This is a genomic window from Aromatoleum bremense (genome assembly GCF_017894365.1).
GTDB lineage: Bacteria > Pseudomonadota > Gammaproteobacteria > Burkholderiales > Rhodocyclaceae > Aromatoleum > Aromatoleum bremense.
In genome coordinates, this window is sequence record NZ_CP059467.1 from 724,284 (window position 1) to 748,638 (window position 24,355).

The 24,355-nt window shown below is 63.9% G+C and carries 23 protein-coding genes; 9 read left to right on the plus strand and 14 right to left on the minus strand.

The features are described from left to right. Positions 1 to 41: 41 nt before the first annotated feature. From carA to pbN1_RS03365, 3 genes are all read right to left on the minus strand, one after another. Positions 42 to 1,187, minus strand: coding sequence for a glutamine-hydrolyzing carbamoyl-phosphate synthase small subunit (gene carA, locus pbN1_RS03355; protein ID WP_169202429.1), 1,146 nt, complete (start codon positions 1,185 to 1,187; stop codon positions 42 to 44). 166 nt (positions 1,188 to 1,353) lie between these two features. Further along, positions 1,354 to 2,160, minus strand: a complete 807-nt coding sequence (dapB, locus tag pbN1_RS03360; protein WP_169202430.1) for a 4-hydroxy-tetrahydrodipicolinate reductase — start codon at positions 2,158 to 2,160, stop codon at positions 1,354 to 1,356. Positions 2,161 to 2,228: 68 nt separating this feature from the next. Continuing rightward, positions 2,229 to 2,645, minus strand: a complete 417-nt coding sequence (locus pbN1_RS03365; protein WP_169202431.1) for an outer membrane protein assembly factor BamE — start codon at positions 2,643 to 2,645, stop codon at positions 2,229 to 2,231. Between the two features lie 120 nt (positions 2,646 to 2,765). Between pbN1_RS03365 and fur the strand changes: the two genes are divergently transcribed. Beyond that, positions 2,766 to 3,203 carry a ferric iron uptake transcriptional regulator gene (fur, locus tag pbN1_RS03370; RefSeq protein WP_169202432.1) on the plus strand — a complete coding sequence of 146 codons (438 nt, stop codon included), beginning with the start codon at positions 2,766 to 2,768 and terminating at the stop codon, positions 3,201 to 3,203. 55 nt (positions 3,204 to 3,258) lie between these two features. Here the strand turns inward: fur and recN are convergent, their stop codons facing one another. Next, complete coding sequence (gene recN, locus pbN1_RS03375; protein WP_169202433.1) at positions 3,259 to 4,929, minus strand: DNA repair protein RecN; 1,671 nt, start codon at positions 4,927 to 4,929, stop codon at positions 3,259 to 3,261. Between the two features lie 28 nt (positions 4,930 to 4,957). Then, entirely contained in the window at positions 4,958 to 5,842 is an 885-nt protein-coding gene (locus tag pbN1_RS03380) for an NAD kinase (RefSeq protein ID WP_169202434.1), read from the minus strand. Between the two features lie 91 nt (positions 5,843 to 5,933). Here pbN1_RS03380 and hrcA point away from each other — a divergent pair, with 91 nt between their 5' ends. After that, positions 5,934 to 6,962, plus strand: a complete 1,029-nt coding sequence (gene hrcA / locus pbN1_RS03385) for a heat-inducible transcriptional repressor HrcA (RefSeq protein ID WP_169202435.1) — start codon at positions 5,934 to 5,936, stop codon at positions 6,960 to 6,962. A gap of 29 nt (positions 6,963 to 6,991) precedes the next feature. Further along, positions 6,992 to 8,089 (plus strand): ferrochelatase, encoded by a 1,098-nt coding sequence (gene hemH, locus pbN1_RS03390; RefSeq protein ID WP_169202436.1) that lies wholly within the window; start codon positions 6,992 to 6,994, stop codon positions 8,087 to 8,089. A 169-nt stretch (positions 8,090 to 8,258) separates the two neighbouring features. Here the strand turns inward: hemH and pbN1_RS03395 are convergent, their stop codons facing one another. Continuing rightward, positions 8,259 to 9,623 carry a serine/threonine-protein kinase gene (locus pbN1_RS03395; RefSeq protein ID WP_169202437.1) on the minus strand — a complete coding sequence of 455 codons (1,365 nt, stop codon included), beginning with the start codon at positions 9,621 to 9,623 and terminating at the stop codon, positions 8,259 to 8,261. Between the two features lie 185 nt (positions 9,624 to 9,808). Between pbN1_RS03395 and grpE the strand changes: the two genes are divergently transcribed. The 3 genes from grpE (at position 9,809) to dnaJ (ending at position 13,709) form a co-directional block, all read left to right on the plus strand. Next, positions 9,809 to 10,387: a nucleotide exchange factor GrpE gene (gene grpE / locus pbN1_RS03400; RefSeq protein WP_169202438.1), complete on the plus strand. Its 579-nt coding sequence runs from the start codon at positions 9,809 to 9,811 to the stop codon at positions 10,385 to 10,387. 136 nt (positions 10,388 to 10,523) lie between these two features. Beyond that, positions 10,524 to 12,461, plus strand: coding sequence for a molecular chaperone DnaK (gene dnaK, locus pbN1_RS03405; protein WP_169202439.1), 1,938 nt, complete (start codon positions 10,524 to 10,526; stop codon positions 12,459 to 12,461). 117 nt (positions 12,462 to 12,578) lie between these two features. Continuing rightward, positions 12,579 to 13,709, plus strand: coding sequence for a molecular chaperone DnaJ (gene dnaJ / locus pbN1_RS03410; RefSeq protein WP_169116971.1), 1,131 nt, complete (start codon positions 12,579 to 12,581; stop codon positions 13,707 to 13,709). Between the two features lie 72 nt (positions 13,710 to 13,781). Here dnaJ and cysS read toward each other — a convergent pair whose 3' ends face one another. Next, the gene (gene cysS, locus pbN1_RS03415; protein WP_169202440.1) at positions 13,782 to 15,167 is read right to left on the minus strand and encodes a cysteine--tRNA ligase; all 1,386 of its coding nucleotides are present in this window, start codon (positions 15,165 to 15,167) and stop codon (positions 13,782 to 13,784) included. A gap of 373 nt (positions 15,168 to 15,540) precedes the next feature. Here cysS and pbN1_RS03420 point away from each other — a divergent pair, with 373 nt between their 5' ends. Genes pbN1_RS03420 through pbN1_RS03430 form a run of 3 tightly spaced genes read left to right on the plus strand, consistent with a single transcriptional unit; the run spans position 15,541 to position 17,405 of the window. Further along, positions 15,541 to 16,122 carry a peptidylprolyl isomerase gene (locus pbN1_RS03420; protein ID WP_169202441.1) on the plus strand — a complete coding sequence of 194 codons (582 nt, stop codon included), beginning with the start codon at positions 15,541 to 15,543 and terminating at the stop codon, positions 16,120 to 16,122. A 19-nt stretch (positions 16,123 to 16,141) separates the two neighbouring features. Continuing rightward, complete coding sequence (locus pbN1_RS03425) at positions 16,142 to 16,636, plus strand: peptidylprolyl isomerase (protein ID WP_169202442.1); 495 nt, start codon at positions 16,142 to 16,144, stop codon at positions 16,634 to 16,636. A 31-nt stretch (positions 16,637 to 16,667) separates the two neighbouring features. After that, a complete protein-coding gene (locus pbN1_RS03430; protein WP_210147643.1) occupies positions 16,668 to 17,405 on the plus strand; it encodes a UDP-2,3-diacylglucosamine diphosphatase in 738 nt (245 codons plus the stop codon). 29 nt (positions 17,406 to 17,434) lie between these two features. Here pbN1_RS03430 and pbN1_RS03435 read toward each other — a convergent pair whose 3' ends face one another. The 7 genes from pbN1_RS03435 to trpA are packed head-to-tail and all read right to left on the minus strand — an operon-like array spanning position 17,435 to position 24,343. Beyond that, a complete protein-coding gene (locus pbN1_RS03435; RefSeq protein ID WP_169202444.1) occupies positions 17,435 to 18,604 on the minus strand; it encodes an O-succinylhomoserine sulfhydrylase in 1,170 nt (389 codons plus the stop codon). Between the two features lie 9 nt (positions 18,605 to 18,613). After that, positions 18,614 to 20,140, minus strand: a complete 1,527-nt coding sequence (gene purF / locus pbN1_RS03440; protein ID WP_169202445.1) for an amidophosphoribosyltransferase — start codon at positions 20,138 to 20,140, stop codon at positions 18,614 to 18,616. A gap of 11 nt (positions 20,141 to 20,151) precedes the next feature. Continuing rightward, on the minus strand, positions 20,152 to 20,643 hold the full coding sequence (locus pbN1_RS03445; RefSeq protein WP_169202466.1) for a CvpA family protein: 492 nt from the start codon (positions 20,641 to 20,643) through the stop codon (positions 20,152 to 20,154). Positions 20,644 to 20,667: 24 nt separating this feature from the next. Continuing rightward, on the minus strand, positions 20,668 to 21,354 hold the full coding sequence (locus pbN1_RS03450) for an SPOR domain-containing protein (RefSeq protein WP_169202446.1): 687 nt from the start codon (positions 21,352 to 21,354) through the stop codon (positions 20,668 to 20,670). Positions 21,355 to 21,362: 8 nt separating this feature from the next. Further along, the gene (folC, locus tag pbN1_RS03455; protein WP_169202447.1) at positions 21,363 to 22,640 is read right to left on the minus strand and encodes a bifunctional tetrahydrofolate synthase/dihydrofolate synthase; all 1,278 of its coding nucleotides are present in this window, start codon (positions 22,638 to 22,640) and stop codon (positions 21,363 to 21,365) included. A 21-nt stretch (positions 22,641 to 22,661) separates the two neighbouring features. Continuing rightward, positions 22,662 to 23,531: an acetyl-CoA carboxylase, carboxyltransferase subunit beta gene (gene accD, locus pbN1_RS03460; protein WP_169202448.1), complete on the minus strand. Its 870-nt coding sequence runs from the start codon at positions 23,529 to 23,531 to the stop codon at positions 22,662 to 22,664. Then, the gene (gene trpA, locus pbN1_RS03465) at positions 23,528 to 24,343 is read right to left on the minus strand and encodes a tryptophan synthase subunit alpha (RefSeq protein WP_169202449.1); all 816 of its coding nucleotides are present in this window, start codon (positions 24,341 to 24,343) and stop codon (positions 23,528 to 23,530) included. Before trpA ends, accD begins: the two co-directional genes overlap by 4 nt. Positions 24,344 to 24,355: the final 12 nt, after the last annotated feature.

The window sequence follows — 24,355 nt, forward strand, 5'->3', positions numbered from 1 at the left end:
TCTTGCGTTGATGAGCGGCAGCTCCGGCTGCCGCTGGCGAATTACTTGACGCGCGTCTCGAGCATCCTGATGAAACGGTCGAACAGGTAAGACACATCGTGGGGTCCCGGACTCGCCTCGGGATGTCCCTGGAAGCAGAATGCCGGCACATCGTTCCAGGCGAGCCCCTGCAGGCTGCCGTCGAAGAGCGACACATGCGTCGCGCGCACATTCGCCGGAAGCGAATCGGGATCGACCGCGAAGCCATGGTTCTGACTCGTGATCAGAACCTGCCCGGATTCGAGATCCTTGACCGGATGGTTGGCGCCGTGGTGGCCGAACTTCATCTTGACCGTCTTGGCGCCGGCCGCGAGCGCCATCAACTGGTGGCCGAGGCAGATGCCGAAGGTCGGGATGCCACGCTCGAGGAACTTGCGCACTGCCGCGATCGCATAGTCGCAGGCACCCGGATCCCCCGGGCCATTCGACAGAAAAACGCCATCAGGATTGAGCGCGAAGACTTCCGCAGCTGGCGTCTGCGCCGGCACCACGGTGAGCCTGCAGCCCCGGCTGGCGAGCATCCGCAGGATGTTGCGCTTGACGCCATAATCGTACGCGACGATGTGGTAGCGCCCGTCCACCTGCTCGCCGTAGCCGCTGCGGAGCGCCCACTCGCCCTCGGTCCATTGGTAAGGGCTCTCGACGCTGACGACCTTGGCCAGGTCCATGCCGGCAAGACCGGGGAACGCGCGAGCCTGGGCAATCGCCGCATCGGCATTCAATGCGGTGCCGCCGGCCGCGGTGACGATGCAGCCGCCCTGGGCGCCCTTTTCACGCAGCACGCGCGTCAGCTTGCGGGTATCGATCCCCGCAATCGCAATGATGTTCTCGGCCTTGAGATAGGCATCGAGGGTCTGGTCCATGCGGAAGTTCGACGGCAGTATCGGCAGGTCGCGGATCACCAGGCCCGCGGCATGAACACGTTCCGCTTCGACGTCCTCCCGATTGATGCCGGTGTTGCCGACATGCGGATAAGTCAGCGTTACGATCTGGCGGCAGTAGCTCGGGTCGGTGAGGATTTCCTGATAACCGGACATCGAGGTGTTGAACACCACCTCGCCGACCGTGCTGCCGGCCGCACCGATTCCCTTGCCAAAAAATACCGTCCCGTCGGCAAGCGCTAGTAGGGCGGGCGGGGAAGCAGTCACGACAAACTCCTGAGTTCAGCCGAAAAGACACGGGGAAAGCTATCGAGCCACCCCGAACGTGAAAAAAACGGGACGAGCCGACCGGCCAATCCCGCTTTCAAGAAGCCGCTGATTATATCGTTCCGCGCCCGTCGAGGCAATCGCGCCCCTCCCAGCCGGGCCCGAATCAGCGCAGGCCGAGCACGTCCTGCATGTCGAACAAGCCACTCGACCGTCCCGCGAGGAAACGCGCCGCGCGCAGCGAACCGGAAGCATACGGCATGCGGCTGCCCGACTTGTGGGTGATCTCGATACGCTCGCCGATACCGGCGAACAGAACCGTATGATCCCCGACCACGTCGCCGCCGCGGATCGTCGAAAAGCCGATCGTCTCGGCCTTGCGCTCCCCGGTCACGCCTTCGCGCCCGTAAATCGCGCACATTTCCAGATCGCGCCCCAACTCGCGCGCGACCACTTCGCCCATGCGCAGTGCGGTACCCGACGGGGCATCGACCTTGAAGCGGTGATGCGCTTCGATCACTTCGACGTCGTACCCGTCGTTGAGAATGCGGGCAGCCACTTCGAGCAGTTTGAACACCGCGTTCACGCCGACTGCCATGTTCGGCGCGAACACGACCGGGATTGTTTGCGCCGCCGCGGCAATCGTTTCCTTCTCGGTCGTCGAGAAGCCGGTCGTGCCGATGACCATCGCCTTGCCGAGTTCGCGTGCGATCGCAAGGTGGGCGAGCGTGCCTTCGGGGCGGGTGAAATCGATGACGCAATCGGCTGCTGCGATCGCGGCGCGCGAATCGTCCGTGATGAGAACACCGGTCGCGCTTCCGGACAGCTCGCCGGCGTCGCGTCCGATGAAGGTCGTGCCGGGACGATCGAAGGCTGAAGCGAGCACCGCTCCCTCCTCCCTCAGCGTGGCCTCGATCAGCATCCGGCCCATCCGGCCGGACGCACCTGCTATGGCAATGCGCAATGGCGACATCAATGAATTCCTCTTGCTCGACATGATCGGGACCCTTGCGCGATGCGCGACCGCCTCCAGGACAAGGCTCAATCCTTGGCTGCCGGCGCGATCTCGACGACGCGGCTGCGCTCGGTCTGCGGCGCAACCGTTGCAGCTTGCGGATCGCCGGGCTCGATGTCCCCTTCAACGCGATCGAGCCGGTCGCTGACGAAAAAAACGCTCAGCGTGCGCTGCTGCGGTTCGCCCCTGCCGGGCTGGAAGCGGTAAACGTAATCCCAGCGATCGGGATGGAACGCATCGACGATCAGCGGCGTGCCGAGCGCAAACCGCACCTGCTCGCGCGTCATGCCCTTTTTCAGCCTGGCCACCATTTCCTGATCCACGTAGTTGCCCTGCCGCACGTCGATACGGTAGGGATTGATCTGGTCGGTAAACGAGCTGATGGAACAACCGGCCAACAGGCCGAAGGCGGCGACGGCCGCCAGGAGAGTCACTAAGCGCATGGATGGAGTTCTTGGTCGGTGGCGCCAGACGGCGTATCGTTCAGGCAAAGGCGAAAAAATATATCATATGCAGGCACGAGCCATGAGTTATTGGCTCCGGGGCCACCCAGCGGGGCGACCATGTCAGAAAATTCCGAAAACCTGAAAAACATCGGCCTCAAGGCCACTTATCCGCGCCTGAAGATCCTTGATCTGTTCCAGACATCCGATCTGCGCCACCTCACCGCCGAGGACGTCTACCGTCTCTTGATTGCGGAGGGAATGGATATCGGCCTGGCGACGGTTTACCGCGTACTGACCCAGTTCGAGCAGGCGGGCCTGCTCGAACGGCACTATTTCGAGTCGGGCAAGGCAGTGTTCGAACTCAAGAAAGGCGGCCATCACGATCACCTCGTGTGCGTACAGTGCGGCAAGGTGGAAGAGTTTTTCGACGCGGAAATCGAGCGGCGGCAAAACAGGATTGCCGAAGAGCGCGGTTTCGTCGTCCGCGAACACGCGCTTTATCTTTACGCGGACTGCCTGAGAAAGGACTGTCCGAACCGCAAACTGGAAGACTGAGCAGGAAGCTCACCACCCGGCCCGTTTTTTCGGCCGCGGCAGGCGGGCCCTGCGATCAGCGTCCGAACGAGTTCGCACCGAGCATTTCCGCCGCGTGACGGCGGGTCGTCTCGGTGATGTTCACGCCGCCCAGCATACGGGCAATCTCCTCGACCCGCGCTTCGCTGTTCAGCACGCAAACCGTGCTCAGGACTTCCGACCCGCGTGGCGTCTTGGCGATGCTCCATTGCCAGTCGGCGCACGCCGCCACCTGCGGCAGATGGGTCACGCACAGCACCTGGCGCTCCCGTCCCAGCCGGCGCAGCAACTGGCCGACGATCTCCGCGACCCGCCCGCCGATCCCGACATCGACCTCGTCGAATATCAGCGTCGGCGTCGCCGAGTCGCGGCTGGTGATGACCTGGATTGCGAGTCCGATGCGCGACAGCTCGCCCCCCGACGCAACTTTCGCGAGCGGGCGCAGCGACTGGTTGGGATTCGCGGCGACGCGGAATTCAACGGATTCCAGGCCGTAGGCCATCGGCGAGGCGCAGGCTTCGAGCGCCACTTCGAACTTTCCGCCCGCCATCGCCAGCGTCTGCATCGCATCGGTGATGCCGCGCGACAGAGCTTCGGCTGCCGGCGCGCGTGCTGCGGAAAGACGCCGTGCGGCTGCCTCGTATTCGTCGTGGAGGCGCTTTTCCTCTTCGGCAAGGCGGGCCGGATCCGCGCGCGAGACGAGATCGTCGAGCTTTCGCGCCCACTCGGCGCGGAGGTCCGACAACTCGCCGGGGGTCACGCGGTGCTTGCGGGCCAGCGCCATGACGTCCTCGATGCGCCGCTCGATCTCGGCCAAGCGCTGAGGATCGAGGTCGAGCCGCTCGCGATAGCGCCGCAGCGCGTGCAGCGCTTCGTCGGCCTGGATCGCCGCGCCGGCGAGCAGGTCACGGACATCGGCGAGATCGGAATCGATCTCGGCCATCCCATCGACCCGGACGCTGAAGTGGCGCAGCTGCGAAGCGATCGCGAGATCGCCTTCGCCGAGCGTCGCGAGCACTTCGTCCGCCCCCTCGATCAGACCCGCCGCATGGGCAAGACGTGCATGTTCGACATTGATCCGACCCCATTCCTCGGCGCTGAACGCGAGCTCGTCGAGTTCGCGTATCTGCCAGGCAAGGAGTTCACGCTCACGCTCGGACGCCACCGAGTCCTGGTCCGCAGCGCGACGCAGCTCGACGAGGCGCTGCCACGCGTGGAAACGTGCGCTGACTTCTGCGGCGAGCGCCGCAGCCCCCGCGTGCATGTCGAGCAGCGCGCGCTGCGCGTCGGGCTTGAGCAGCGCGTGATGGGCATGCTGGCCATGAATGTCGGCGAGCCAGTCGCCCGCTTCGCGCAACTGCCCCTGCGTGACCGGCACGCCGTTGAGCCACGCCCGCGAGCGCCCGCCGGCCTCGACCACCCGTCTCAGGATCATCACTCCGTCATCCGCCGTCAGGTCCTGCCCCGCCAGCCACTCGCCGAGCGGGCTCGACGGCGGCAGGTCGAACTCGGCCGCGATATCCGCCTTGCCGCATCCCGCGCGTACCGCGCCAGCGTCGGCGCGCCCGCCCAAGGCAAGGCCGAGTGCATCGAGCAGGATCGACTTGCCCGCACCGGTTTCCCCGGTCAGCGCGCCGAACCCCGCTTCGAACTCGAGCTCGAGGCGGTCGACGATCACGAAATCCCGAATGGTCAGGCGACGGAGCATGAGCGGTGCAGTGGTTGGGAAACTTTGGTCAGGGACGACGCGGCGGCGCGCTCCAGTGAAGCTTCTCGCGCAGCATGGCGAAATAGCTGTAGCCCTCCGGGTGCAGCAGGCGGACGACATCGGGCGAACGAGTGACCCGCAGCCGGTCGCCGGCGCGAGCGTCGAAGCGGGCCTGGCCATCGAAATGTATCCGGGCGTCATGCTGGGGCAACAGCACGATCTCGATATGAGAAGTATCCGGCAACGTGACCGGACGCGCGGTGAGCGCATGAGGGCACAACGGTACCAGGGCGATCCCGCCGACGTTCGGATGGAGGATCGGCCCGTTGGCCGACAACGCGTATGCTGTCGAACCCGTCGGGGTCGTCAGGATCATCCCGTCCGAGCGCTGCGTATAAACAAATTCCCCGTCGATTGACAGATCGAACTCGATCATCCGGCCCAGCTCGCCCTTGTTCACGACCACATCGTTGAGCGCCAGCGTCTGGAATACGCGGTGGCCCGCCCGCAGCACTTCGGCGTCGAGCATCGCTCGCGATTCCTCGGTGTAGCGTCCGTCGAGAATCTCGGCGAGTTTCGGCAACGCTTCGTCGCGCGAGATATCGGTGAGGAAACCGAGCCTGCCCTGGTTGATCCCGACCAGCGGCACGCCATGCTGGGACAGCCGGCGCGCCGTATTGAGCATCGTGCCGTCGCCGCCGAGCACGACAGCGAGGTCCGCCTGGGCGCCGATCTCATCGTAGCTCGCAACGGCAAACTGACCAGCCATGCCGATGGAACTCGCCGTCCCCTGCTCGATCCACACGTCAAGTCCGCGCACCCGCAGGAATTCGGCGATGCGCAGCACCGCCTCCGCCACGTCGGGGCTCTGGTACTTGCCGATCAGTGCAACGATGCGGAAGTTCTTGCTCATGCGCGGATTAAACCACATCGCGTAATGCCTTGGCAGACGCCAGCGCTCGTCCGCAGGCTGTTAGAATCATCGCAATAGTGCATACCGGATCATGAAACTGCTAGACCCCCGCTCCCAGTTACTGCTGAAGACCCTGATCGAACGATACATCGTCGAAGGTCAGCCGGTCGGCTCGCGCGCGCTTTCACGTTATTCCGGCCTCGAGCTGTCGCCGGCGACGGTGCGTAACGTGATGAGCGACCTCGAGGAGATGGGTTTCATCACCAGCCCGCACACTTCGGCCGGGCGCATCCCGACCGCCCTGGGCTACCGTTTCTTCGTCGATTCGCTGCTGACCGTGCAGCCGCTCGAACAGGCGCGCGTGCGCAAACTCAAGGGCCAACTGCAGCCCGATCAGCCGCAGCGCCTGATGAATTCCGCGTCGCACCTGCTGTCCGAACTTACCCAGTTCGCCGGCGTGGTTGTTTCGCCACGCCGCGATACCGTGAAGATCCGACAGATCGAGTTCATCAGCCTCGCCGAGAACCGCATCCTGCTGATCATCGTAACCACTGCCGGGGACGTGCAAAACCGCATCCTGATCACGCGCCGCGCCTACTCCTCGGCGGAACTCGTCGAGGCGGCGGCCTACCTTACCGAGCACTTCGCCGGACTCGGATTCGACGACATCCGCGCCCGCATCCGCGACGAACTCAAGCAGTTGCGCAGCGACATGAGCGAACTCATGACGGCCGCCGTCGAGGCCGGCAATGCGGCCGCCGAAGAGGACAGCGCGAGCTATGTACTGTCGGGCGAAACCAACCTGCTCGACGTCGAGGACCTGTCGTCGAACATGGCTCGCCTGCGCGAACTATTCAAGCTCTTCGAACAGAAGACCGGCCTGATGCAGCTGCTCGACCTCTCGAACCGCGCGCAGGGCGTGCAGATCTTCATTGGCGACGAATCCGGGCTCTCGCAACTCGACGGCTGCAGCGTCGTGACCGCGGGCTACGAAGTCAACGGCAAAGTGGTTGGCTCGGTCGGCGTCATCGGCCCGACGCGCATGGCCTACGATCGAGTCATCCCGATCGTCGACATCACGGCCCGCCTCCTGTCGAATGCGCTCTCGAGCCCTGGCTGAACGCTTCGGCCCGCCCCCAAAGGACTTGCATGGCCCGTTATTGGCCCGAACCCGCCCACACCCACGGCACCTCCGCGCGCACCGGCGTCCTGCTTGTCAATCTCGGTACCCCCGCGGCGCCGACGGCTGCGGCGGTTCGCCCTTATCTCAAGGAATTCCTCTCCGACCCGCGCGTCGTCGAGATCCCGCGCGTGATCTGGTGGCCGATTCTGAACGGTGTCATTCTCAACCTGCGGCCGAAGAAATCGGCTGAGAAATACGCGGCCGTCTGGAGCGACGCCGGATCGCCGCTCAAAGTCCACACCGAACGACAGGCAAAACTCCTTGCCGGGTATCTCGGCCACTCAGGGGTGAGCGACGTCGTCGTCGACTGGGCGATGCGCTATGGGGCGCCGCCCATATCCGACGTACTCGTCCGCATGAAAGCCGACGGCTGCAGCCGGATCCTCGTCGTGCCGCTGTATCCGCAGTATGCGGCGAGCACCACCGCGAGCGTCATCGACGAGGTCGCGCGCTGCCTGACCCGCTGGCGTAACCTGCCCGAGATCCGCTATGTGCGGAACTTTCACGATCACCCGGGCTACGTCGGAGCACTCGCCCAGAGCGTACGCGACCACTGGGCAAAACACGGTGAGCCCGACCAGCTCGTGATGAGCTTTCACGGTATACCGAAGCGCTCGCTCGATCTTGGTGATCCTTACCACTGCGAGTGCCACGTCACTGCACGCCTGCTCGCAGCGAAGCTCGACCTGCCACCCGAGCGCTGGCAGCTCACCTTCCAGTCCCGCTTCGGCAAGGCGGAATGGCTGAAACCCTACACCCAGCCGACCCTCGAAGCACTCGGCCGCAAAGGGACCGGGCGCGTCGACGTGATCTGCCCTGGGTTCGCTTCGGACTGCCTCGAAACCCTCGAGGAAATCGCCCTCGAATGCAGGACGGCGTTCCTCGGCGCCGGCGGCAAGGCCTTTCATTACATTCCCTGCCTCAACGAGCGACATGACTGGATTGCTGCACTGACCGACATCGTCCGCAGCCGGATCGGTGACTGGCTGGAAGCTCCCCTGCCGGAGGCGGGGCACCTCGCCGCGACAGCCCAACAGGCACGTGCCGCAGGAGCGGAACGCTGAAATGGATCCCCGTTTCAAACTCGGCCCTGCAGTGGCTGCTCAATGCGGTCAATGCCTGCTCACTTGGCTCGCAAGCGTGGCGCTGACGGGCGTGACGACAGACGTCCACATCGTCGCCGGGCGGCGCCGGAATTGATCATAGCCTCCTTTGCGGCGGGATTTTCCCGACTCAGTCGTCGAGGATCTGCAGATCGAGCCCGCCCGTGGCGGTCAGGTCACCGATAACGGCCGGCTCGCCATACCTCCCCAGTTCCCGCGCCGCGGCCGCGAGCCGCCGCGCAACCGTCGTCGCCACCAGCCGGCGGAAAAGTTCCCGGACCTCTTCCGTCGCCAGTGCCAGCGCTGCCGGGTTGACCTCGATATACGTCGTCGGCGCCACCGCGACCGCGGTGACCGGATGCCGGTGGTCGATCGTGTCGAGCCATGCCAGCTCGCCGAAGACCTCCCCCGGGCCGAGCCGCTGCACCCGGCGTCCATCGACAGACAGTTCCACCTCGCCGGCCACCACGACGCCGAAGCGCTGGTCGGCGTCGCGCTCGCGAATCAGCGTCGTCCGTGCCGCCACGCTGCGCCAGGTCGAAGTGCGCAGCACCTCCCACAACTCGACATCGTCGAATTCGGTGAAGAAGGCAAGCTTGCGCAGAGTCGTAAACCGCGTCGTATCCTGCGGCACATCCTCGTCGTCGACGATCTTGTAGCGCACCGCTGACAGATCCTTTGCAAACTCGGCGCCGTTGCGGTAGCGCGAGTAAAGATCCTTCTCCAGCGCCTTGCGCAGGACCGTGTCCATCAACTCCGGCATGTCCGGGTTCAGCTGCGAAACCAGCGGCGGGTCCGCATTAATGATCTTGTAGATCAGCTGCGCCGGATTGGCCGCACGAAACGGCAAGCGCCCGGTCAGTAAATGGAACAGCACGACGCCGAGGGAATAGAGGTCGGTTTTCTGGTTCAGCGGGTAGCCCTTGATCTGCTCGGGGCTCATATAGGCGGGCGAACCGACGCCCATGATGAAAGTCGAGTCGGTCTCGACCTTCTTGTTGATGTTCAGCGCCAGGCCGAAGTCGGTGATCTTTACGTTGTCGTTCTCGTCGACAAGGATGTTGGCCGGCTTGATGTCCCGGTGGACAACGCCCTGCCGGTAGGCGTGGTCGAGCGCCATGCAGCACTTGAAGACGATGCCGATCGTGCGATGAATCGGCAGCAGGCGTTCGAAGCTGCAGTACCGCTCGAGCGACTCGCCGGGAAAATACTCCATCACCACGTAAGCCTGATCCGGCTCGGTGACGACTTCGTGGATGCGGACGATGTTCGGATGGTCGAGGCGGCTGACGACCGCCTGTTCGGCCTTCAGCAGCTTGAGCAGGCGACGGTTCCACTTCGCTTCGTCCCTCGCCTTGTCCTGGAAGCGGACGAGCTTGACGGCCAGCGGTTCGGGATCATCCGGGGATTCCACCCTATAGACGATGGCAGTCGCGCCGCGCCCCACCTCCTTGATGACCCGGTATTTTCCGATGCTGTGCGGAATATCGCTCATCCTCGTTCCATGCTTTCCCGCCCGCAGTAAGCACTGTCCCGCGCGCACCATTCACGCCAAGGGGGGCGAATCGTGACACACCTGCCGGCGAACCGGCAACCTTCGAAAAATCGCTGCACCTCCCTTGAAAAATGGAATCATGCCCCCAATTGGGCACGGTCGAAGAACAAAGGGAGATTCCACCCATGCAGGAAAACAAGCAGCCTTCCGAAATCCAGGGCGAACTGCCCGAGCTTCCAGATGGCGAATCAGTGCAGCCGCAACCGGCGAACGAACAGGCGGCCCCCGATACGGACACGATGCCGCGACTCGAGGAAACCCTGCGCCAGGCCGAACTGAAAGCCGCCGAACACCACGACGCGTGGCTGCGAGCCCGCGCCGAAACCGAGAACGTCCGCCGCCGGGCCCAGGAAGACATCGCCAAGGCGTCGAAGTTTGCAGCCGAAAAATTCGCCGCTGGCGTGCTTCCGGTCAGGGACAGCCTCGAAGCCGCGCTCGCGAGCGAGAAACAGACTCTGGAGAGCCTGCGGGAAGGCGTTGAATTGACGCTCAAGCAACTGAACGCTGCCTTCCAGAATGCGGGCCTCACCGAAGAAGACCCGACCGGGCAAAAGTTTGATCCGAACAAGCACCAGGCGATCAGCGCGATCGAAGCCGAAGGCGAGCCGAATACAGTACTCAACGTACTGCAGAAAGGCTACCTTCTGCACGGGCGCGTGATCCGTCCGGCAATGGTGATGGTTTCGAAAGCCAAGGGTATGTAAGCCTCGCCGCGGATGCTTGAAATCCGACGCGGCGCCCCGATCTACTGAACAACGAAAATCCGGTGAGGCGTGGTTACGGCAGCGACGCCAGGCGTCCTCCGCCTCACCCTTCACCCCTCACTTGAAAGGAACGGCAATGGGAAAAATCATCGGTATCGACCTGGGCACGACGAATAGCTGCGTCGCCGTGATGGAAGGCGGCAAGCCCAAGGTAATCGAAAACTCCGAAGGCGCACGTACCACCCCGTCCGTCGTCGCGTACGCGGAAGACGGCGAGATCCTGACCGGCGCGCCGGCCAAGCGCCAGGCGGTCACGAACGCGAAGAACACGCTGTTCGCCGTCAAGCGCCTGATCGGCCGCCGCTTCGAAGAGAAGGAAGTACAGAAGGACATCGACCTGATGCCCTATACGATCTGCAAGGCCGACAACAGCGACGCGTGGGTCGAAGTGCGCGGCAAGAAAATCGCCCCGCCGCAGGTCTCCGCCGAAGTGCTGCGCAAGATGAAGAAGACCGCCGAGGACTACCTCGGCGAGGAAGTCACCGAAGCCGTCATCACGGTGCCGGCCTACTTCAACGACAGCCAGCGCCAGGCGACCAAGGACGCCGGCCGCATCGCCGGGCTGGAAGTCAAGCGCATCATCAACGAGCCGACCGCCGCAGCGCTCGCGTTCGGCATGGACAAGAAGCCGGGCGACTCGAAGATCGCCGTGTATGACCTCGGCGGCGGCACCTTCGACATCTCGATCATCGAGATCGCCGACATCGACGGTGAACACCAGTTCGAAGTGCTCGCGACGAACGGCGACACTTTCCTCGGCGGCGAGGACTTCGACCAGCGCCTGATCGACTACATCGTCACCGAGTTCAAGAAGGAACAGGGCGTCGACCTGAAGAAGGACGTGCTCGCGCTGCAGCGCCTGAAGGAAGCGGCCGAGAAGGCGAAGATCGAGCTGTCGTCGGGCCAGCAGACCGAAGTGAACCTGCCGTACATCACGGCCGACGCATCGGGCCCGAAGCACCTCGCGGTGAAGATCACGCGCGCGAAGTTCGAATCGCTCGTCGAAGAGCTGGTTCAGCGCACGATCGAGCCGTGCCGCATCGCGCTGAAGGACGCCGGGCTGAAGATCACCGACATCGACGACGTCATTCTCGTCGGCGGCCAGACGCGGATGCCGAAGGTGCAGGAGAAGGTCAAGGAGTTCTTCGGCAAGGAAGCGCGCCGCGACGTGAATCCGGATGAAGCGGTCGCGGTCGGCGCCTCGATCCAGGGCGGCGTGCTGCAGGGCGAAGTCAAGGATGTGCTGCTGCTCGACGTGACCCCGCTGTCGCTCGGCATCGAGACGCTCGGCGGCGTGATGACGAAGCTGATCCAGAAGAACACCACGGTACCGACAAAGGCGAGCCAGGTGTTTTCGACTGCCGACGACAACCAGAACGCGGTGACGATCCACGTGCTGCAGGGCGAGCGCGAAATGGCATCGGGCAACAAGAGCCTCGGCCAGTTCAACCTGTCGGACATCCCGCCCGCTCCGCGCGGCATGCCGCAAATCGAGGTCACGTTCGACATCGACGCGAACGGCATCCTGCACGTATCGGCGAAGGACAAGGCCACCGGCAAGGAAAACAAGATCAAGATCCAGGCGAACTCGGGCCTGTCCGAGGACGAGATCCAGCGCATGGTGCAGGACGCCGCCGCGCACGCCGAGGAAGACAAGAAGGCCCACGAACTGGTCGATACCCGCAACCAGTGCGACGCGCTGGTGCATTCGGTGAAGAAATCGCTGACCGAATACGGCGACAAGATCAGCGCCGACGAAAAGGCCAAGATCGAACAGGCGATGAAGGACGCGGAAGAGGCGCTGAAGAGCAACGACAAGGACACCATCGAAGCCCGGATGCAGGCGTTGGCGACGGCCAGCCAGAAGCTCGGCGAGCAGATGTACGCGCAGTCGCAGGGTGCCGAAGGCGGTGCCACGGGCGAGGCAGCGGGCGGCGGATCCGCGGGCGGCTCGAAGGCTGCCGATGCCGACGTGGTCGACGCCGAGTTCACCGAAGTCAAAGACAAGAAGTGATCGCTCGCCGGAAGGCGAGATGTCGGCCGAGCCCCTGCCGGTGCCCCTCGCACTGGCCGGCTCGGCCTTTTGCATGATCTGGAGACCCTCCCGGTCTCACAGCCTGAGCGGACCAAGATGGCAAAAAGGGATTACTACGAGGTGCTGGGTGTCAACCGCGACGCCTCGGATGATGAGATCAAGAAGGCCTACCGCAAGCTGGCCATGAAGCACCACCCGGACCGCAATCCGGACAACAAGGACTCCGAGGATAAGTTCAAGGAAGCGAAAAACGCGTACGAAATCCTGTCCGATGCGCAAAAACGCGCCGCGTACGACCGCTATGGACATGCCGGGGTGGATTCGTCTGCCGGCGCCGGGCCTGGCGGGCAAGGTTTCGACGGGTTTGCCGACGCGTTCTCGGACATCTTCGGCGATATCTTCGGCGGCGCGGGCGGAGCCGGACGCGGACGGTCGAACGTGTATCGCGGCGCGGATCTTCGCTACAACCTCGAAATCTCTCTCGAAGAAGCGGCCCGCGGTGCCGACAAGACGATCCGCATCCCGACCGTCGAGGAATGCGACACCTGCCACGGCAGCGGCGCGAAACCCGGCACGCAGCCGAAGCCCTGCCCCACCTGCGGCGGCGCCGGCCAGGTGCGCATCCAGCAAGGCTTCTTCTCGATCCAGCAGACCTGCCCGAAGTGCCACGGCACGGGGCGGATCATTCCGGACCCGTGCCGCGACTGCGGCGGGGCCGGGCGGGTGAAGCGGCAGAAGACGCTGGAAGTGAAGATCCCGGCGGGAATCGACGAAGGAATGCGACTGCGCCACGCCGGTCACGGCGAACCGGGCGTCAACGGCGGGCCTCCGGGAGACCTGTACGTCGAGATCCATATCCGCGCCCACCCGGTGTTCCAGCGCGACCACGACGACCTGCACTGCGAGATGCCGATCAGCATCACGACCGCAGCGCTCGGCGGGGAGATCGAAATCCCGACGCTCGAAGGCATGGCACGGCTGAAAATTCCCGCCGAGACGCAGAGCGGCAAGGTGTTCCGGCTGCGCGGGAAGGGAATTCGCAACGTCCGCTCGCAGGGTCACGGCGATCTGATGTGCCATGTCGTCGTCGAGACCCCGGTCAATCTCACGGAGCGTCAGAAAGAGCTGTTGCGCGAATTCGAGGAGGTTTCCAGTTCGGACGCCGACCGCCACAACCCCAAGGCAAAATCCTGGATGGACAAGGTCAAGGACTTCTTCGGCGCCTGAGCCCCAGGCTCACCAGGGCAATCGTTACCTGCCCGGAGGCTCGCGTTCGCAAGTCTCCGGAAGCAAGCCCATTCAGGCGCGGCGCCAGACGGTGCCTTGCGGCGTATCCTCGAGGACGACTCCCGACGCGAGCAATTGCGCACGAATCCGGTCGGCCTCCGCGTAGTCCTTCGACTTCTTCGCCAGCGCGCGGCGCTCGATCATCGCCTCGATCGCGACGCCTCCCTCCTCGTCCGGTTCGCCGGCTATCCTGCCCTGAAGGAAGCTCGCCGGCTCGCGCGCGAGCAGTCCGAGCACGCCTCCCAACCCCTTGAGCTGGGCCGCAGTCGCGGCGGATCCGGTGCGGTTGGCTTCGTTCGCAAGTTCGAAAAGCACCGCCACCGCCTCCGCTGTATTGAAATCATCGTCCATCGCAGCGCGGAATCGCACTGCGTGCGGTTCGTCCCAATCGATCCCTGCATCGGACGGCTCAACGTTGCGCAATGCAGTGTAGAGGCGTGTCAGCGCCTGGCGTGCATCTTCAAGGTGGGCGTCGGAATAATTCAGCGGACTGCGGTAGTGCGCGCGCAGGATGAAAAAGCGGACGACTTCAGGGTCGAAGCGCTTGAGGACATCGCGGATCGTGAAGAAGTTGCCGAGCGATTTCGACATCTTTTCGTCGTCGACGCGGACGAAACCGTTGTGCATCCAGTAATTCACGAACGTATGCCCGTGCGCGCCCTCGGACTGCGCGATCTCGTTCTCGTGATGAGGAAACTGCAGATCCTGGCCGCCGCCATGGATGTCGAACCGTTCGCCGAGCAGGTCCGAACTCATCGCCGAGCACTCGATGTGCCAACCCGGGCGCCCCGTTCCCCACGGTGACGCCCACTTGACTTCGTCGGGCTCGTCGGTCCGGGCATGCTTCCACAGCACGAAATCGAGCGGATCCTGTTTGTCGCCGGCGACTTCGACGCGCTCGCCGGCGCGCAGTTCGTCGAGCGACTTGCCGGAAAGCCGGCCATAGCTGTCGAATTTTCGAACCGAGTAGCACACGTCGCGGTTCCCGGCCACATAGGCGAGCCCCTTCTCACGCAAGCGGCCAATGAGCGACTGCATCTGCGTCACATATTCCGTTGCACGCGGCTCGTGGTCGGGCCGCAGCACGCCGAGGGCGTCCGCGTCCTCGTGCATCGCGACAATGAACCGGTCGGTGAGCGTGCGGATCGATTCGCCCTTCTCACCCGCCCGCCTGATGATCTTGTCGTCGATGTCGGTGATGTTCCGCACATATGTGAGTTCGAAACCGCTCGCCCGCAACCAGCGCGCCACCATGTCGAAGACCACCATCACGCGCGCATGCCCGAGGTGGCAATAGTCGTAGACCGTCATCCCGCAGACGTACATCCGCACCTTGCCCGGGTCGATCGGAACGAAGGCTTCCTTTCTTCGTGTCAGCGTATTGTGAATGTGCAACATGTTTCTTCCGCCTGGTCGGGTTCAGGGCAGCCGATTCGCAGGGTCGCAAATAGAATCGGCGCCCGCCACCGATACAACAAAAAGGGCGGTACCCGTCGGTCCGCCCCGGCCGTTTCGCCTCCATCACTCGATTGCGATGCGGCGCAGTTTTCTTTGATAGAATGTCGCGTCGATCCGCGCGGATTTCACGGAAAGTTGGGGTGATTTTAGCACAACGACGACATGCTCCGATCCGGGGCCGGTGCGGATGCCCCTGCTGCCCGGACTCACCTGTGCGGCTTTCATCACGACCCGGGGCAGGGCTCGACGATCACCGCCAAGGCCGTGGCCCGATTAAATACCTTCTCCCCTCCTCACTCCTGGAAACCCGACAATGAAGCGCCTGCTCGCCTCTCTCTTTCTGTTCGGCTGGCTCCTTTCCGCCGGCGCGGCCAACCCGGTTGTCGAGATGCGGACCAGCGAAGGTCCGGTAGTGATCGAACTTTTCGCCGACAAGGCACCCAAATCGGTCGCGAACTTCATTGAGTACGTGAAGAGCGGCCACTTCAACGGCACCATTTTCCATCGCGTCATCGACGGATTCATGATTCAGGGCGGCGGCTTCGACGCGGCGATGAGGCAGAAACCTACCCGCGCCCCGATCGAGAACGAAGCGAAGAACGGCCTGCGCAACGAAACCGGCACGCTCGCGATGGCACGCACGGCCGATCCTCATTCGGCCAGTGCCCAATTCTTCATCAACCTCGTCGACAACCGCTTTCTCGACTACCCCTCCCGCGACGGCTGGGGGTATGCCGTTTTCGGCAAGGTCACTGAAGGGTTCGACGTCGTACAGAAAATCGGCCGGCTTCCGACCCGCACCGTGAATGGCATGCAGAACGTTCCCGAGCAGCCGGTCACGATCGAATCGGTCCGCGTCGTAGACGCGGTGCCGGCAAAATCCACCAAGCAGTAAGCCCAACCAGGAGCTTTCCATGGCAGTCAAGCTTCATACCAACCACGGTACGATCACCCTCGAACTGGATTCCGCGAAGGCTCCGGAAACGGTCAAGAATTTTCTCGCCTACGTTACGGCCGGCCATTACGACAACACGATCTTTCATCGCGTGATCAAGGGCTTCATGATCCAGGGTGGAGGTTTCGAACCCGGTATGGCGCAGAAACCTACTCGCGAGCCGATCAAGAACGAAGCCGACAACGGCCTGAAGAACGTCACCGGCACGGTCGCGATGGCCCGCACACAGGCCCCGCACTCCGCGACGGCGCAGTTTTTCATCAACGTTGCCGACAACGATTTCCTCGATTTCCGTTCGGCGGACACCCAGGGCTGGGGCTACTGCGTGTTCGGCCGGGTCACTGAAGGCATGGATGTCGTGGATGCGATCCGCTCGGTCAAGACCGGCTCCAGCGGCTTTCACCAGGACGTCCCGGTCGAGGACGTCGTGATCGAGCGCGCCGAAATCGTCTGACTCGTTGCGTAACTTGCCGGCACAGGCCTCGATGTCGGCCCTGTTCATTTCCGACCTCCACCTGTGCGAGCAACGGCCCGGCACGCTCCGGGCTTTTTTCGCGTTCCTTCAAGGCCCGGCGCGCAGCGTCCAGGCCCTCTACATCCTCGGCGACCTTTTCGAATACTGGGCCGGGGATGACGATGCGACGCCACTGGGCAACGCGGTGAGCGACGCGCTGGCGGCGCTCGCCGAGACGGGGGCGAGCGTCTTCTTCCTGCCGGGCAACCGCGATTTTCTGCTTGGCGAATCGTTCGCGCGCAGAGCCCGCCTGCGGATCCTTCCCGATCCGGCGCCGATCGATCTCGGCGGCGAAGCGGTACTGCTGAGTCACGGCGATATCCTGTGCACCGACGACGAGCATTACCAGTCGTTTCGTCGCCTGGTTCGCGACCCCGCTTGGCAACGGGCCTTCCTGGAACGGCCGCTCGCGCAGCGCAAACAGGTCATCGAGGACCTGCGATCCCAAAGCGAAACCGCGAAGCAGGAAAAGGCGATGGAGATCATGGACGTGAATGCGTCCGCCGTCGAAGCGCTACTGCGCAAGCACGGCTATCCGACGCTCATCCACGGCCATACGCATCGCCCGGCGCACCACATGCACGTTGTGGACGGCCGGTCATGCGAACGATGGGTTCTCGCCGACTGGCACGACGACGCGCCCTATCTGCGCTGGGATGGGGCCGGCCCCCCGGTGGCGCTGCGATTCGGGCCGAAACCCGACGGCTGACTGCGCACCCCGCCGACGAGGCCGAAGGATCAGGCTCCCAGACCCCGGGCAAGGTCGGCACGCAGGTCCTCGATCGACTCGAGACCGACCGCCACGCGCAGCAATCCTTCTCCGATTCCCGCAGCAGCACGCGCTTCGGCGCTGATGCGGCCGTGCGTCGTCGACGCCGGATGAGTGATCGTCGTTTTCGTGTCGCCGAGATTCGCGGTGATCGAAATCATCCGGGTGGCATCGACCACCCGCCACGCACGTTCGCGCCCCCCCGCGACTTCGAAGCTGACGATCGCACCGCCGGATTTTTGCTGGCGCATCGCCAGTGCGTGCTGCGGGTGCGATGCGAGGCCGGGGTAAAACACGCGTACCACCCCCGGCTGCTGTTCCAGCCAGCGCGCCAGATTCAGGCTGGTCGCCGACTGCGCATCCATCCGGATGCGCAGCGTCTCCAGACCTTTCAGAATCACCCATGCATTGAACGGTGAAATGCTCGGCCCGGCAGTACGCAGGAACTTGAGCACCTCGTCGACGACGACTTTCGCCCCGGCCACTGCGCCTCCGAGCACTCTCCCCTGCCCGTCGAGGTATTTGGTCGCCGAATGCACGACGACGTCGGCGCCCAGTTCCAACGGGCGCTGCAATGCGGGGGTACAGAAACAGTTGTCGACCGCGAACAGCGCGCCCGCGCCGTGGGCAATCTCCGCGACCGCCGCGATGTCGATGACTTCGGTGAGCGGGTTCGACGGCGTTTCGACGAAGAAGAGGCGCGTACGCGGCGTCACCGCAGCGCGGTACGCATCGAGTTCGGTGGCGGCGACAAAGCTGGTCTCGATGCCGAATTTCGAGAGAATCGTGCCGAATAGCTGCTGCGTCGCACCGAACAGCCCTGTCGAAGCGACCACGTGATCACCGGCTTTCAGTGTCGCCATCGCCAGCGAGAGAATCGCCGCCATTCCCGACGCGGTCGCGACGCACGCCTCGGCGCCTTCGAGCGCCGCGAGCCGCTCCTGCATCGCCGTGACGGTCGGGTTCGAGAAACGCGCATAGACGTTGCCCGGCTCCTCGCCGGAAAAACGCGCTGCCGCCTGCGCTGCACTGCCGAACACGAAGCTCGAGGTCAGGTAAAGCGCCTCGCTGTGCTCGTTGAACTGGCTGCGTGCAGTGCCTGCCCGCACTGCCAGGGTGTCAAATTCGTAGGGATTCATGGGCGCGGTTCAGTTGTCGTGGCTGCCTACCAGGTTGAGGTCGAGTTGTCCGTCCTCGCTCTCGTCCGACGAGGGGGTGCCGGCTTCGCGCCGGTTCTCGATCCCGTTGAGATACTCCGACGTGATGTCTCCGGTCACGTAGCATCCGTCAAAGCACGAGGTTTCAAAGAAGTTGATCGCCGGATTGACGGCTCTCACCGCCGCCTTCAGGTCGGCGAGGTCCTGGTAGATCAGCCCGTCCGCACCGATTTCCCGGCAGATCTGCGCCTCGTCGCGGCCGGCGGCAATCAGTTCGCCGCGCGTCGGCATGTCTATCCCGTACACGTTGGCATACCTGACCGGAGGGGCCGCCGACGCCATGTAGACTTTCTCGGCACCGGCCTCGCGCGCCATCGTCACGATTTCGCGGCTGGTCGTTCCCCGCACGATCGAATCGTCGACGAGGAGCACTTTCTTGCCCCTGAATTCCTGTGGAATCGTGTTCAGCTTCTGGCGCACCGACTTACGCCGGATCGCCTGTCCCGGCATGATGAAGGTGCGTCCGATATAACGATTCTTCACGAAACCTTCGCGATAGGGAAGGTTCAGCCGGTGGGCCATTTCCATCGCGGAAGGTCGGCTCGAGTCGGGAATCGGGATCACGACATCGATCTCGGCGTGCGGCATCACGCGCTTGAGCTTGTCGGCGAGGAACTCGCCCATCTTGACGCGCGACTCGTACACCGACACCCCGTCGATGATCGAATCCGGCCGCGCGAGATAGACAAACTCGAACATGCAAGGTGCTTCGACGGTTTTGTCCGCGCACTGCCGACTCCGGAAATTCCCCTGCGTATCGATGAGGATCGCCTCGCCGGGTGCGACATCGCGCAGCATCCTGAATCCGAGGACATCCATCGCGACGGACTCCGAGGCGACGAGCCACTCCTGTCCGGCCTCGACGTCATTGCGCCCGACCACGAGCGGCCGAATGCCGTACGGATCGCGGAACGCAAGCAGGCCGTAGCCGGCAATCATCACGACCACCGCATACGCGCCCCGGCAGCGCCGATGGACACCGGAGACGGCGCGGAAGACCGCGTCCTCATCGAGCTTGAAACCCTTCGCCGCTGCCTGCAGTTCATGGGCAAGCACGTTCAGCAGCACTTCGGAATCCGAATTCGTGTTGATGTGCCGCAGATCGGAAAGGAACATTTCCCGCTTGAGTTCCTCCGAGTTCGTCAGGTTGCCATTGTGCGCAAGCAGCAGCCCGAACGGAGAATTGACATAGAACGGCTGCGCTTCGGCGGGATTGCACGCGGATCCCGCAGTGGGATAGCGCACATGGCCGATACCCCAGTTGCCGACGAGATTGCGCATGTTCCGGGTACGAAACACATCGCGCACGAGACCCGGCCCCTTGTGCATCAAGAAGCGCCCGCCATCGGAGGTCGCGATCCCGGCAGCATCCTGACCACGGTGCTGCAGGACCTGGAGGCCATCGTAGAGCAACTGATTGACCGGGGAAGTCGCGACGACCCCTAAAATTCCGCACATGGAATAAACACCTATCTGAAACGAATCCTGTCGGCCACCACGTCCGGCAGCCACGGTTTGACGGAAATCACCGCCATTTCCATCGGGGGCGCAAACATCGCGTTTGCCCACCAGGGCTCCCGCGCCACACCGACCATTCCTCCAAGCAGCACTGCCGAGAACACGATTGCAAAGCCTCGTGCCAGCCCATAAATCGCGCCAAAAAAATGATCGGCAGCACCGAGTCCGACAGCTCTCAACAATTCCCGGAGCAAAAACCGCAACAGCGCCCCCAGCAACAGGACCGCGATGAAGATCAGGACAAACGACGCCACATATCGCCACGCGAGCCCGCTCACGATTCCCGCCAGCGATGCTGCCGCATCACTCCCGTAACGCCAAGTTGCAAACAGCGCCAGCACCCACGCCAAAAGGGAAATCACTTCGCTTGCCAGACCTCGCCAGAGGCCGATCAGTGCCGAAAATCCCAGCACGCCCAGAAAAATGTAATCAAACGCGGTCATCAAGAACGCGAGCACGCAGCAGACTCACCGCTGCACCACGACACCGCTCATACCGCTCAATCTCAGCCTTTCGGCCACCTTGTCCGCCTCTTCCCGGCTACTGAAAGGTCCGATGCGCACCCGCGTGACGGCCCCGGCCTTCTCCGTATAGGCAGCAAATCCGCGGTTCTTGAGGTCCGCGCCGAGCGCACTGGCTTTTGATGCTTCGCCGAACGCTCCGATCTGGACCACGAAAGACTCGCTAGCCGAAACCGCAACCGACTTCTTGCCCTCCAGCAGGGCCAGCGCCCGTGCTGCTTCGCCGTTGGACGTGGCAGCGGGCACGCGATCCGGCGCAGGACGGACGTTCGGCTCGACCGGTTTCGAGGCAGTGCCGGCCGACCCCACAGGAGATGGCGGCTTCGGCTCGGCAAGCGGCGCAACAGGCACAGGATTCGCTTCGGCAGTCTTGTCCGGCGACGACGGCTGTTCCTCCGGCGTCTGCACCAGCGGGGGCTCGACGGGTGCCGCAGAACGACCGGCGATCGGCAGTGAAAGTGCGGCGTCGGCTTCCCGGTCGGGAATCGTAATCTGGATATCCTCGGCGGGCGGGCGGGGCTCCTGGTCCATCACCATCGGGAGCACGATTGCCGCGAGCAAGGCAATGGCCGCGGCACCCACCAAACGGCGTCGCGACCGTTTCTTGAGGTCGAGGTTGTCGTTATCTGTCACGCGAAACCTCAGTGGCGAGCAGCAAGCACCGCTTCGAGCACGTCCGCCACCGTGAGAAATGAACCGAAGGCGACAATTCTATCACCCTCTCCGGCGCTCGTTCGGGCGACCTCGAACGCGTCCGACGGGCGATCGAAACAGCGCACGTCTCCGCCGACCCCGGACGCAGCGAGGCGCTCGGCCAACGCGGGGGCGGACAGACCGCGCGCGCCCGGCAGACTGGCGAGCAACCAGTGGTCAACCTTGTCGCGAATCAGGCTGACGACCCCTTCGACGTCCTTGTCGGCGAACATGCCGAATACTGCCCACGTCTCTGGAAAGTAGCCCATGTTCGAAAGATTCTCGGCCAGTACGCCGGCTGCCTGGGGGTTATGCGCTACGTCGAGCACCACCGATGGCTTCCCTGCGAGCACCTGGAAACGCCCGGGCAGTTCGACCAGCATCAACCCCTCGCGCACCGCCTGCATCGATACCGGAATACGCTCGCGCAAGGTTTCCAGCGCCATCAGGACCGCCGCCGCATTGAGCAGCTGATTCGCCCCGCGCAGTGACGGGTATGCGAGCCCGCCTCGACGGCGGCCGTCCCGGTTCCACCAGGTCCACTGCGTGCGATCACCCGAAAACCCGAAATCCTGGCCTGCCAGGCGAAGGTCGGCGCCGATCTGCCGGGCGTGCGCGATCAGGGATTCCGGTGGCAACGGATCGGAACAGATCGCGGGGCGGCCGGAGCGGAAGATTCCCGCCTTCTCGAAGCCGATTTTCTCACGGCTATCGCCCAGATAATCCATGTGATCCATCGCGACGCTGGCGACGATGGCGCAATCCGGCTCGAACACGTTGACCGCGTCGAGGCGACCGCCCAAACCGACTTCGAGAATGATCACGTCGAGCGGCTCACGGCAGAACGCATGCCATGCAGCGAGCGTGCCCTGTTCGAAATACGTCAGCGGGACGTCGCCGCGCGCCCGTTCGACCCTGTGGAAGGCCGCGACGAGCGCTTCGTCGCCGACCTCGCACCCGTCGATGCGTACGCGTTCGTTATAACGCAGCAAATGGGGCGACGTATAACACCCGACGCGATAGCCTGCAGCGATCAGAATGGCTTCGAGCATCGCGCATGTCGATCCTTTGCCGTTCGTGCCCCCGACTGTTATCACGACCGCGTCGCTGCGGCTGTCGAGAGCGTCCCGGACTTGGGCAACCCGCTCCAGCCCGAGCCGGATCGGCAGTCCCGGGCGGCGCTCCAGCAGTTCCAGCCAGCCCTTCAGGATTTCGGGAGATTGCATCGGGAGTCGGTTCCGCTTCGCCTATACGCCGATCGCCGGCTGGCGCGTCAACAGCGTCAGCAGTTCGGCGAGCTTCGGCCGCATCTCGCGCCGATCGATGATCAGGTCGATCGCGCCTTTTTCGAGCAGAAACTCGGATCGCTGAAACCCCTCGGGGAGGGTTTCGCGCACCGTCTGCTCGATCACCCGCGGGCCGGCGAAGCCGATCAGCGCGCCGGGCTCGGCGATCACAATGTCGCCGATGAACGCAAAGCTCGCCGACACCCCGCCCATCGTCGGATCCGTCAGCAGCGTGATGAACGGCAGTTTGCGCTGGGCGAGCTGGGTGATCGCCGCGGTCGTCTTCGCCATCTGCATCAACGAGAACAAGCCTTCCTGCATCCGCGCCCCGCCGGTCGCCGTGATGCAGATGAACGGCAGGCGCTGATCGAGCGCGGCCTTGGCACCGCGGACGAAGCGCTCGCCGACGACCGAACCCATCGAACCGCCTAGAAACTCGAACTCGAAGCAGGCGACGACCACAGGAACGGTCAGGATCGCGCCCTGCATCACCACCATCGCGTCGGCTTCGGAGGTATCTGCGCTCGCCGTCGACAGACGTTCCGTATAGCGGCGCGAGTCCTTGAATTTCAGCGGGTCGACCGGCACCACCTCGGTGCCGATCTCGAACCGTCCCTCCGCGTCGAGCAGCAAGTCGAGGCGCGCCCGCGCGCGCAGGCGCTGATGATGTCCGCATTTTGGGCACACCATCTGGTTGCTTTCGAGATCTGATCGGTACAGCACCGCCTCGCATGCGGAGCACTTGCTCCACAGTCCTTCGGGGATCGACTTGCGCGCCGCCGATTCCGCCCGCTTGATCTTGGGCGGCAGCAGTTTCTGGAGCCAGCTCATCGCACGGCCCCTTCGACTTGGTCGAGCGCGGCGCGGACTTCCCTGAGGAAGGCGGTGACATTGGCGGCGAGCCGATCACGCGGGCTCCGCTCGATCTCCTCGATGATGCGGCTGCCGATCACCACCGCGTCGGCCACTTCACCGATGCGCCGCGCCGACTCGGCATCGCGGATGCCGAAGCCGACGCCGACCGGCATGCCGACCTGCGCGCGAATCTGCGGAATGCGCGCCGCCACCTCGTCGAAATCGAGCGTCGCGGCGCCGGTAACGCCTTTCAGCGAGACGTAGTAGATGTAGCCGCTGCCGACTCTCGCGACGTCGCGGAAACGCTGCTCGGTCGAGGTGGGCGCGAGGAGGAAGATCGGATCCAGTCCGGCGTCTTTTGCCGCCTGCGCGAAGCTCTCACACTCTTCCGGCGGGTAGTCGACGATCAGCACGCCGTCGACCTGCGCCTCGCGCGCGGCCGACACGAACCGCTCGACGCCCATCGCCTCGACCGGATTCGCATACCCCATCAGGACCACCGGGGTCTCGGCGTTGCCGGTGCGGAACTCGCGAACGGTATCGAGCACCCTGCGCAACGTCATGCCGTTGGCCAGAGCGCGTTCCGAGGCGCGCTGTATGGTCGGGCCATCGGCCATCGGGTCAGAGAACGGGACTCCCAGTTCGATGATGTCGGCGCCCCCCTCGACCAGCGCGTTCATCAACGGCACCGTCAATTCCGGTGCCGGATCGCCGGCAGTGATGAAGGGAATCAGCGCCCGCCGCCCGGTGGCTTGCAGGCGCTGAAAAGTGGATTGGATTTTGGACATATTCGGTGTCAG

Coding starts and splice junctions, on each gene's coding strand:
- dapB (WP_169202430.1), bottom strand. CDS start 2,160: ATGTCGCCATTGCGCATTGCCATAGCAGGTGCGTCCGGCCGGATGGGC.
- fur (WP_169202432.1), top strand. CDS start 2,766: ATGTCAGAAAATTCCGAAAACCTGAAAAACATCGGCCTCAAGGCCACT.
- accD (WP_169202448.1), bottom strand. CDS start 23,531: ATGAGCTGGCTCCAGAAACTGCTGCCGCCCAAGATCAAGCGGGCGGAA.
- pbN1_RS03395 (WP_169202437.1), bottom strand. CDS start 9,623: ATGAGCGATATTCCGCACAGCATCGGAAAATACCGGGTCATCAAGGAG.
- purF (WP_169202445.1), bottom strand. CDS start 20,140: ATGTGCGGAATTTTAGGGGTCGTCGCGACTTCCCCGGTCAATCAGTTG.
- dnaK (WP_169202439.1), top strand. CDS start 10,524: ATGGGAAAAATCATCGGTATCGACCTGGGCACGACGAATAGCTGCGTC.
- pbN1_RS03430 (WP_210147643.1), top strand. CDS start 16,668: ATGTCGGCCCTGTTCATTTCCGACCTCCACCTGTGCGAGCAACGGCCC.
- dnaJ (WP_169116971.1), top strand. CDS start 12,579: ATGGCAAAAAGGGATTACTACGAGGTGCTGGGTGTCAACCGCGACGCC.
- pbN1_RS03445 (WP_169202466.1), bottom strand. CDS start 20,643: ATGACCGCGTTTGATTACATTTTTCTGGGCGTGCTGGGATTTTCGGCA.
- pbN1_RS03425 (WP_169202442.1), top strand. CDS start 16,142: ATGGCAGTCAAGCTTCATACCAACCACGGTACGATCACCCTCGAACTG.
- pbN1_RS03435 (WP_169202444.1), bottom strand. CDS start 18,604: ATGAATCCCTACGAATTTGACACCCTGGCAGTGCGGGCAGGCACTGCA.
- folC (WP_169202447.1), bottom strand. CDS start 22,640: ATGCAATCTCCCGAAATCCTGAAGGGCTGGCTGGAACTGCTGGAGCGC.
- pbN1_RS03380 (WP_169202434.1), bottom strand. CDS start 5,842: ATGAGCAAGAACTTCCGCATCGTTGCACTGATCGGCAAGTACCAGAGC.
- pbN1_RS03365 (WP_169202431.1), bottom strand. CDS start 2,645: ATGCGCTTAGTGACTCTCCTGGCGGCCGTCGCCGCCTTCGGCCTGTTG.
- cysS (WP_169202440.1), bottom strand. CDS start 15,167: ATGTTGCACATTCACAATACGCTGACACGAAGAAAGGAAGCCTTCGTT.
- trpA (WP_169202449.1), bottom strand. CDS start 24,343: ATGTCCAAAATCCAATCCACTTTTCAGCGCCTGCAAGCCACCGGGCGG.
- pbN1_RS03420 (WP_169202441.1), top strand. CDS start 15,541: ATGAAGCGCCTGCTCGCCTCTCTCTTTCTGTTCGGCTGGCTCCTTTCC.
- grpE (WP_169202438.1), top strand. CDS start 9,809: ATGCAGGAAAACAAGCAGCCTTCCGAAATCCAGGGCGAACTGCCCGAG.
- hrcA (WP_169202435.1), top strand. CDS start 5,934: ATGAAACTGCTAGACCCCCGCTCCCAGTTACTGCTGAAGACCCTGATC.
- recN (WP_169202433.1), bottom strand. CDS start 4,929: ATGCTCCGTCGCCTGACCATTCGGGATTTCGTGATCGTCGACCGCCTC.
- hemH (WP_169202436.1), top strand. CDS start 6,992: ATGGCCCGTTATTGGCCCGAACCCGCCCACACCCACGGCACCTCCGCG.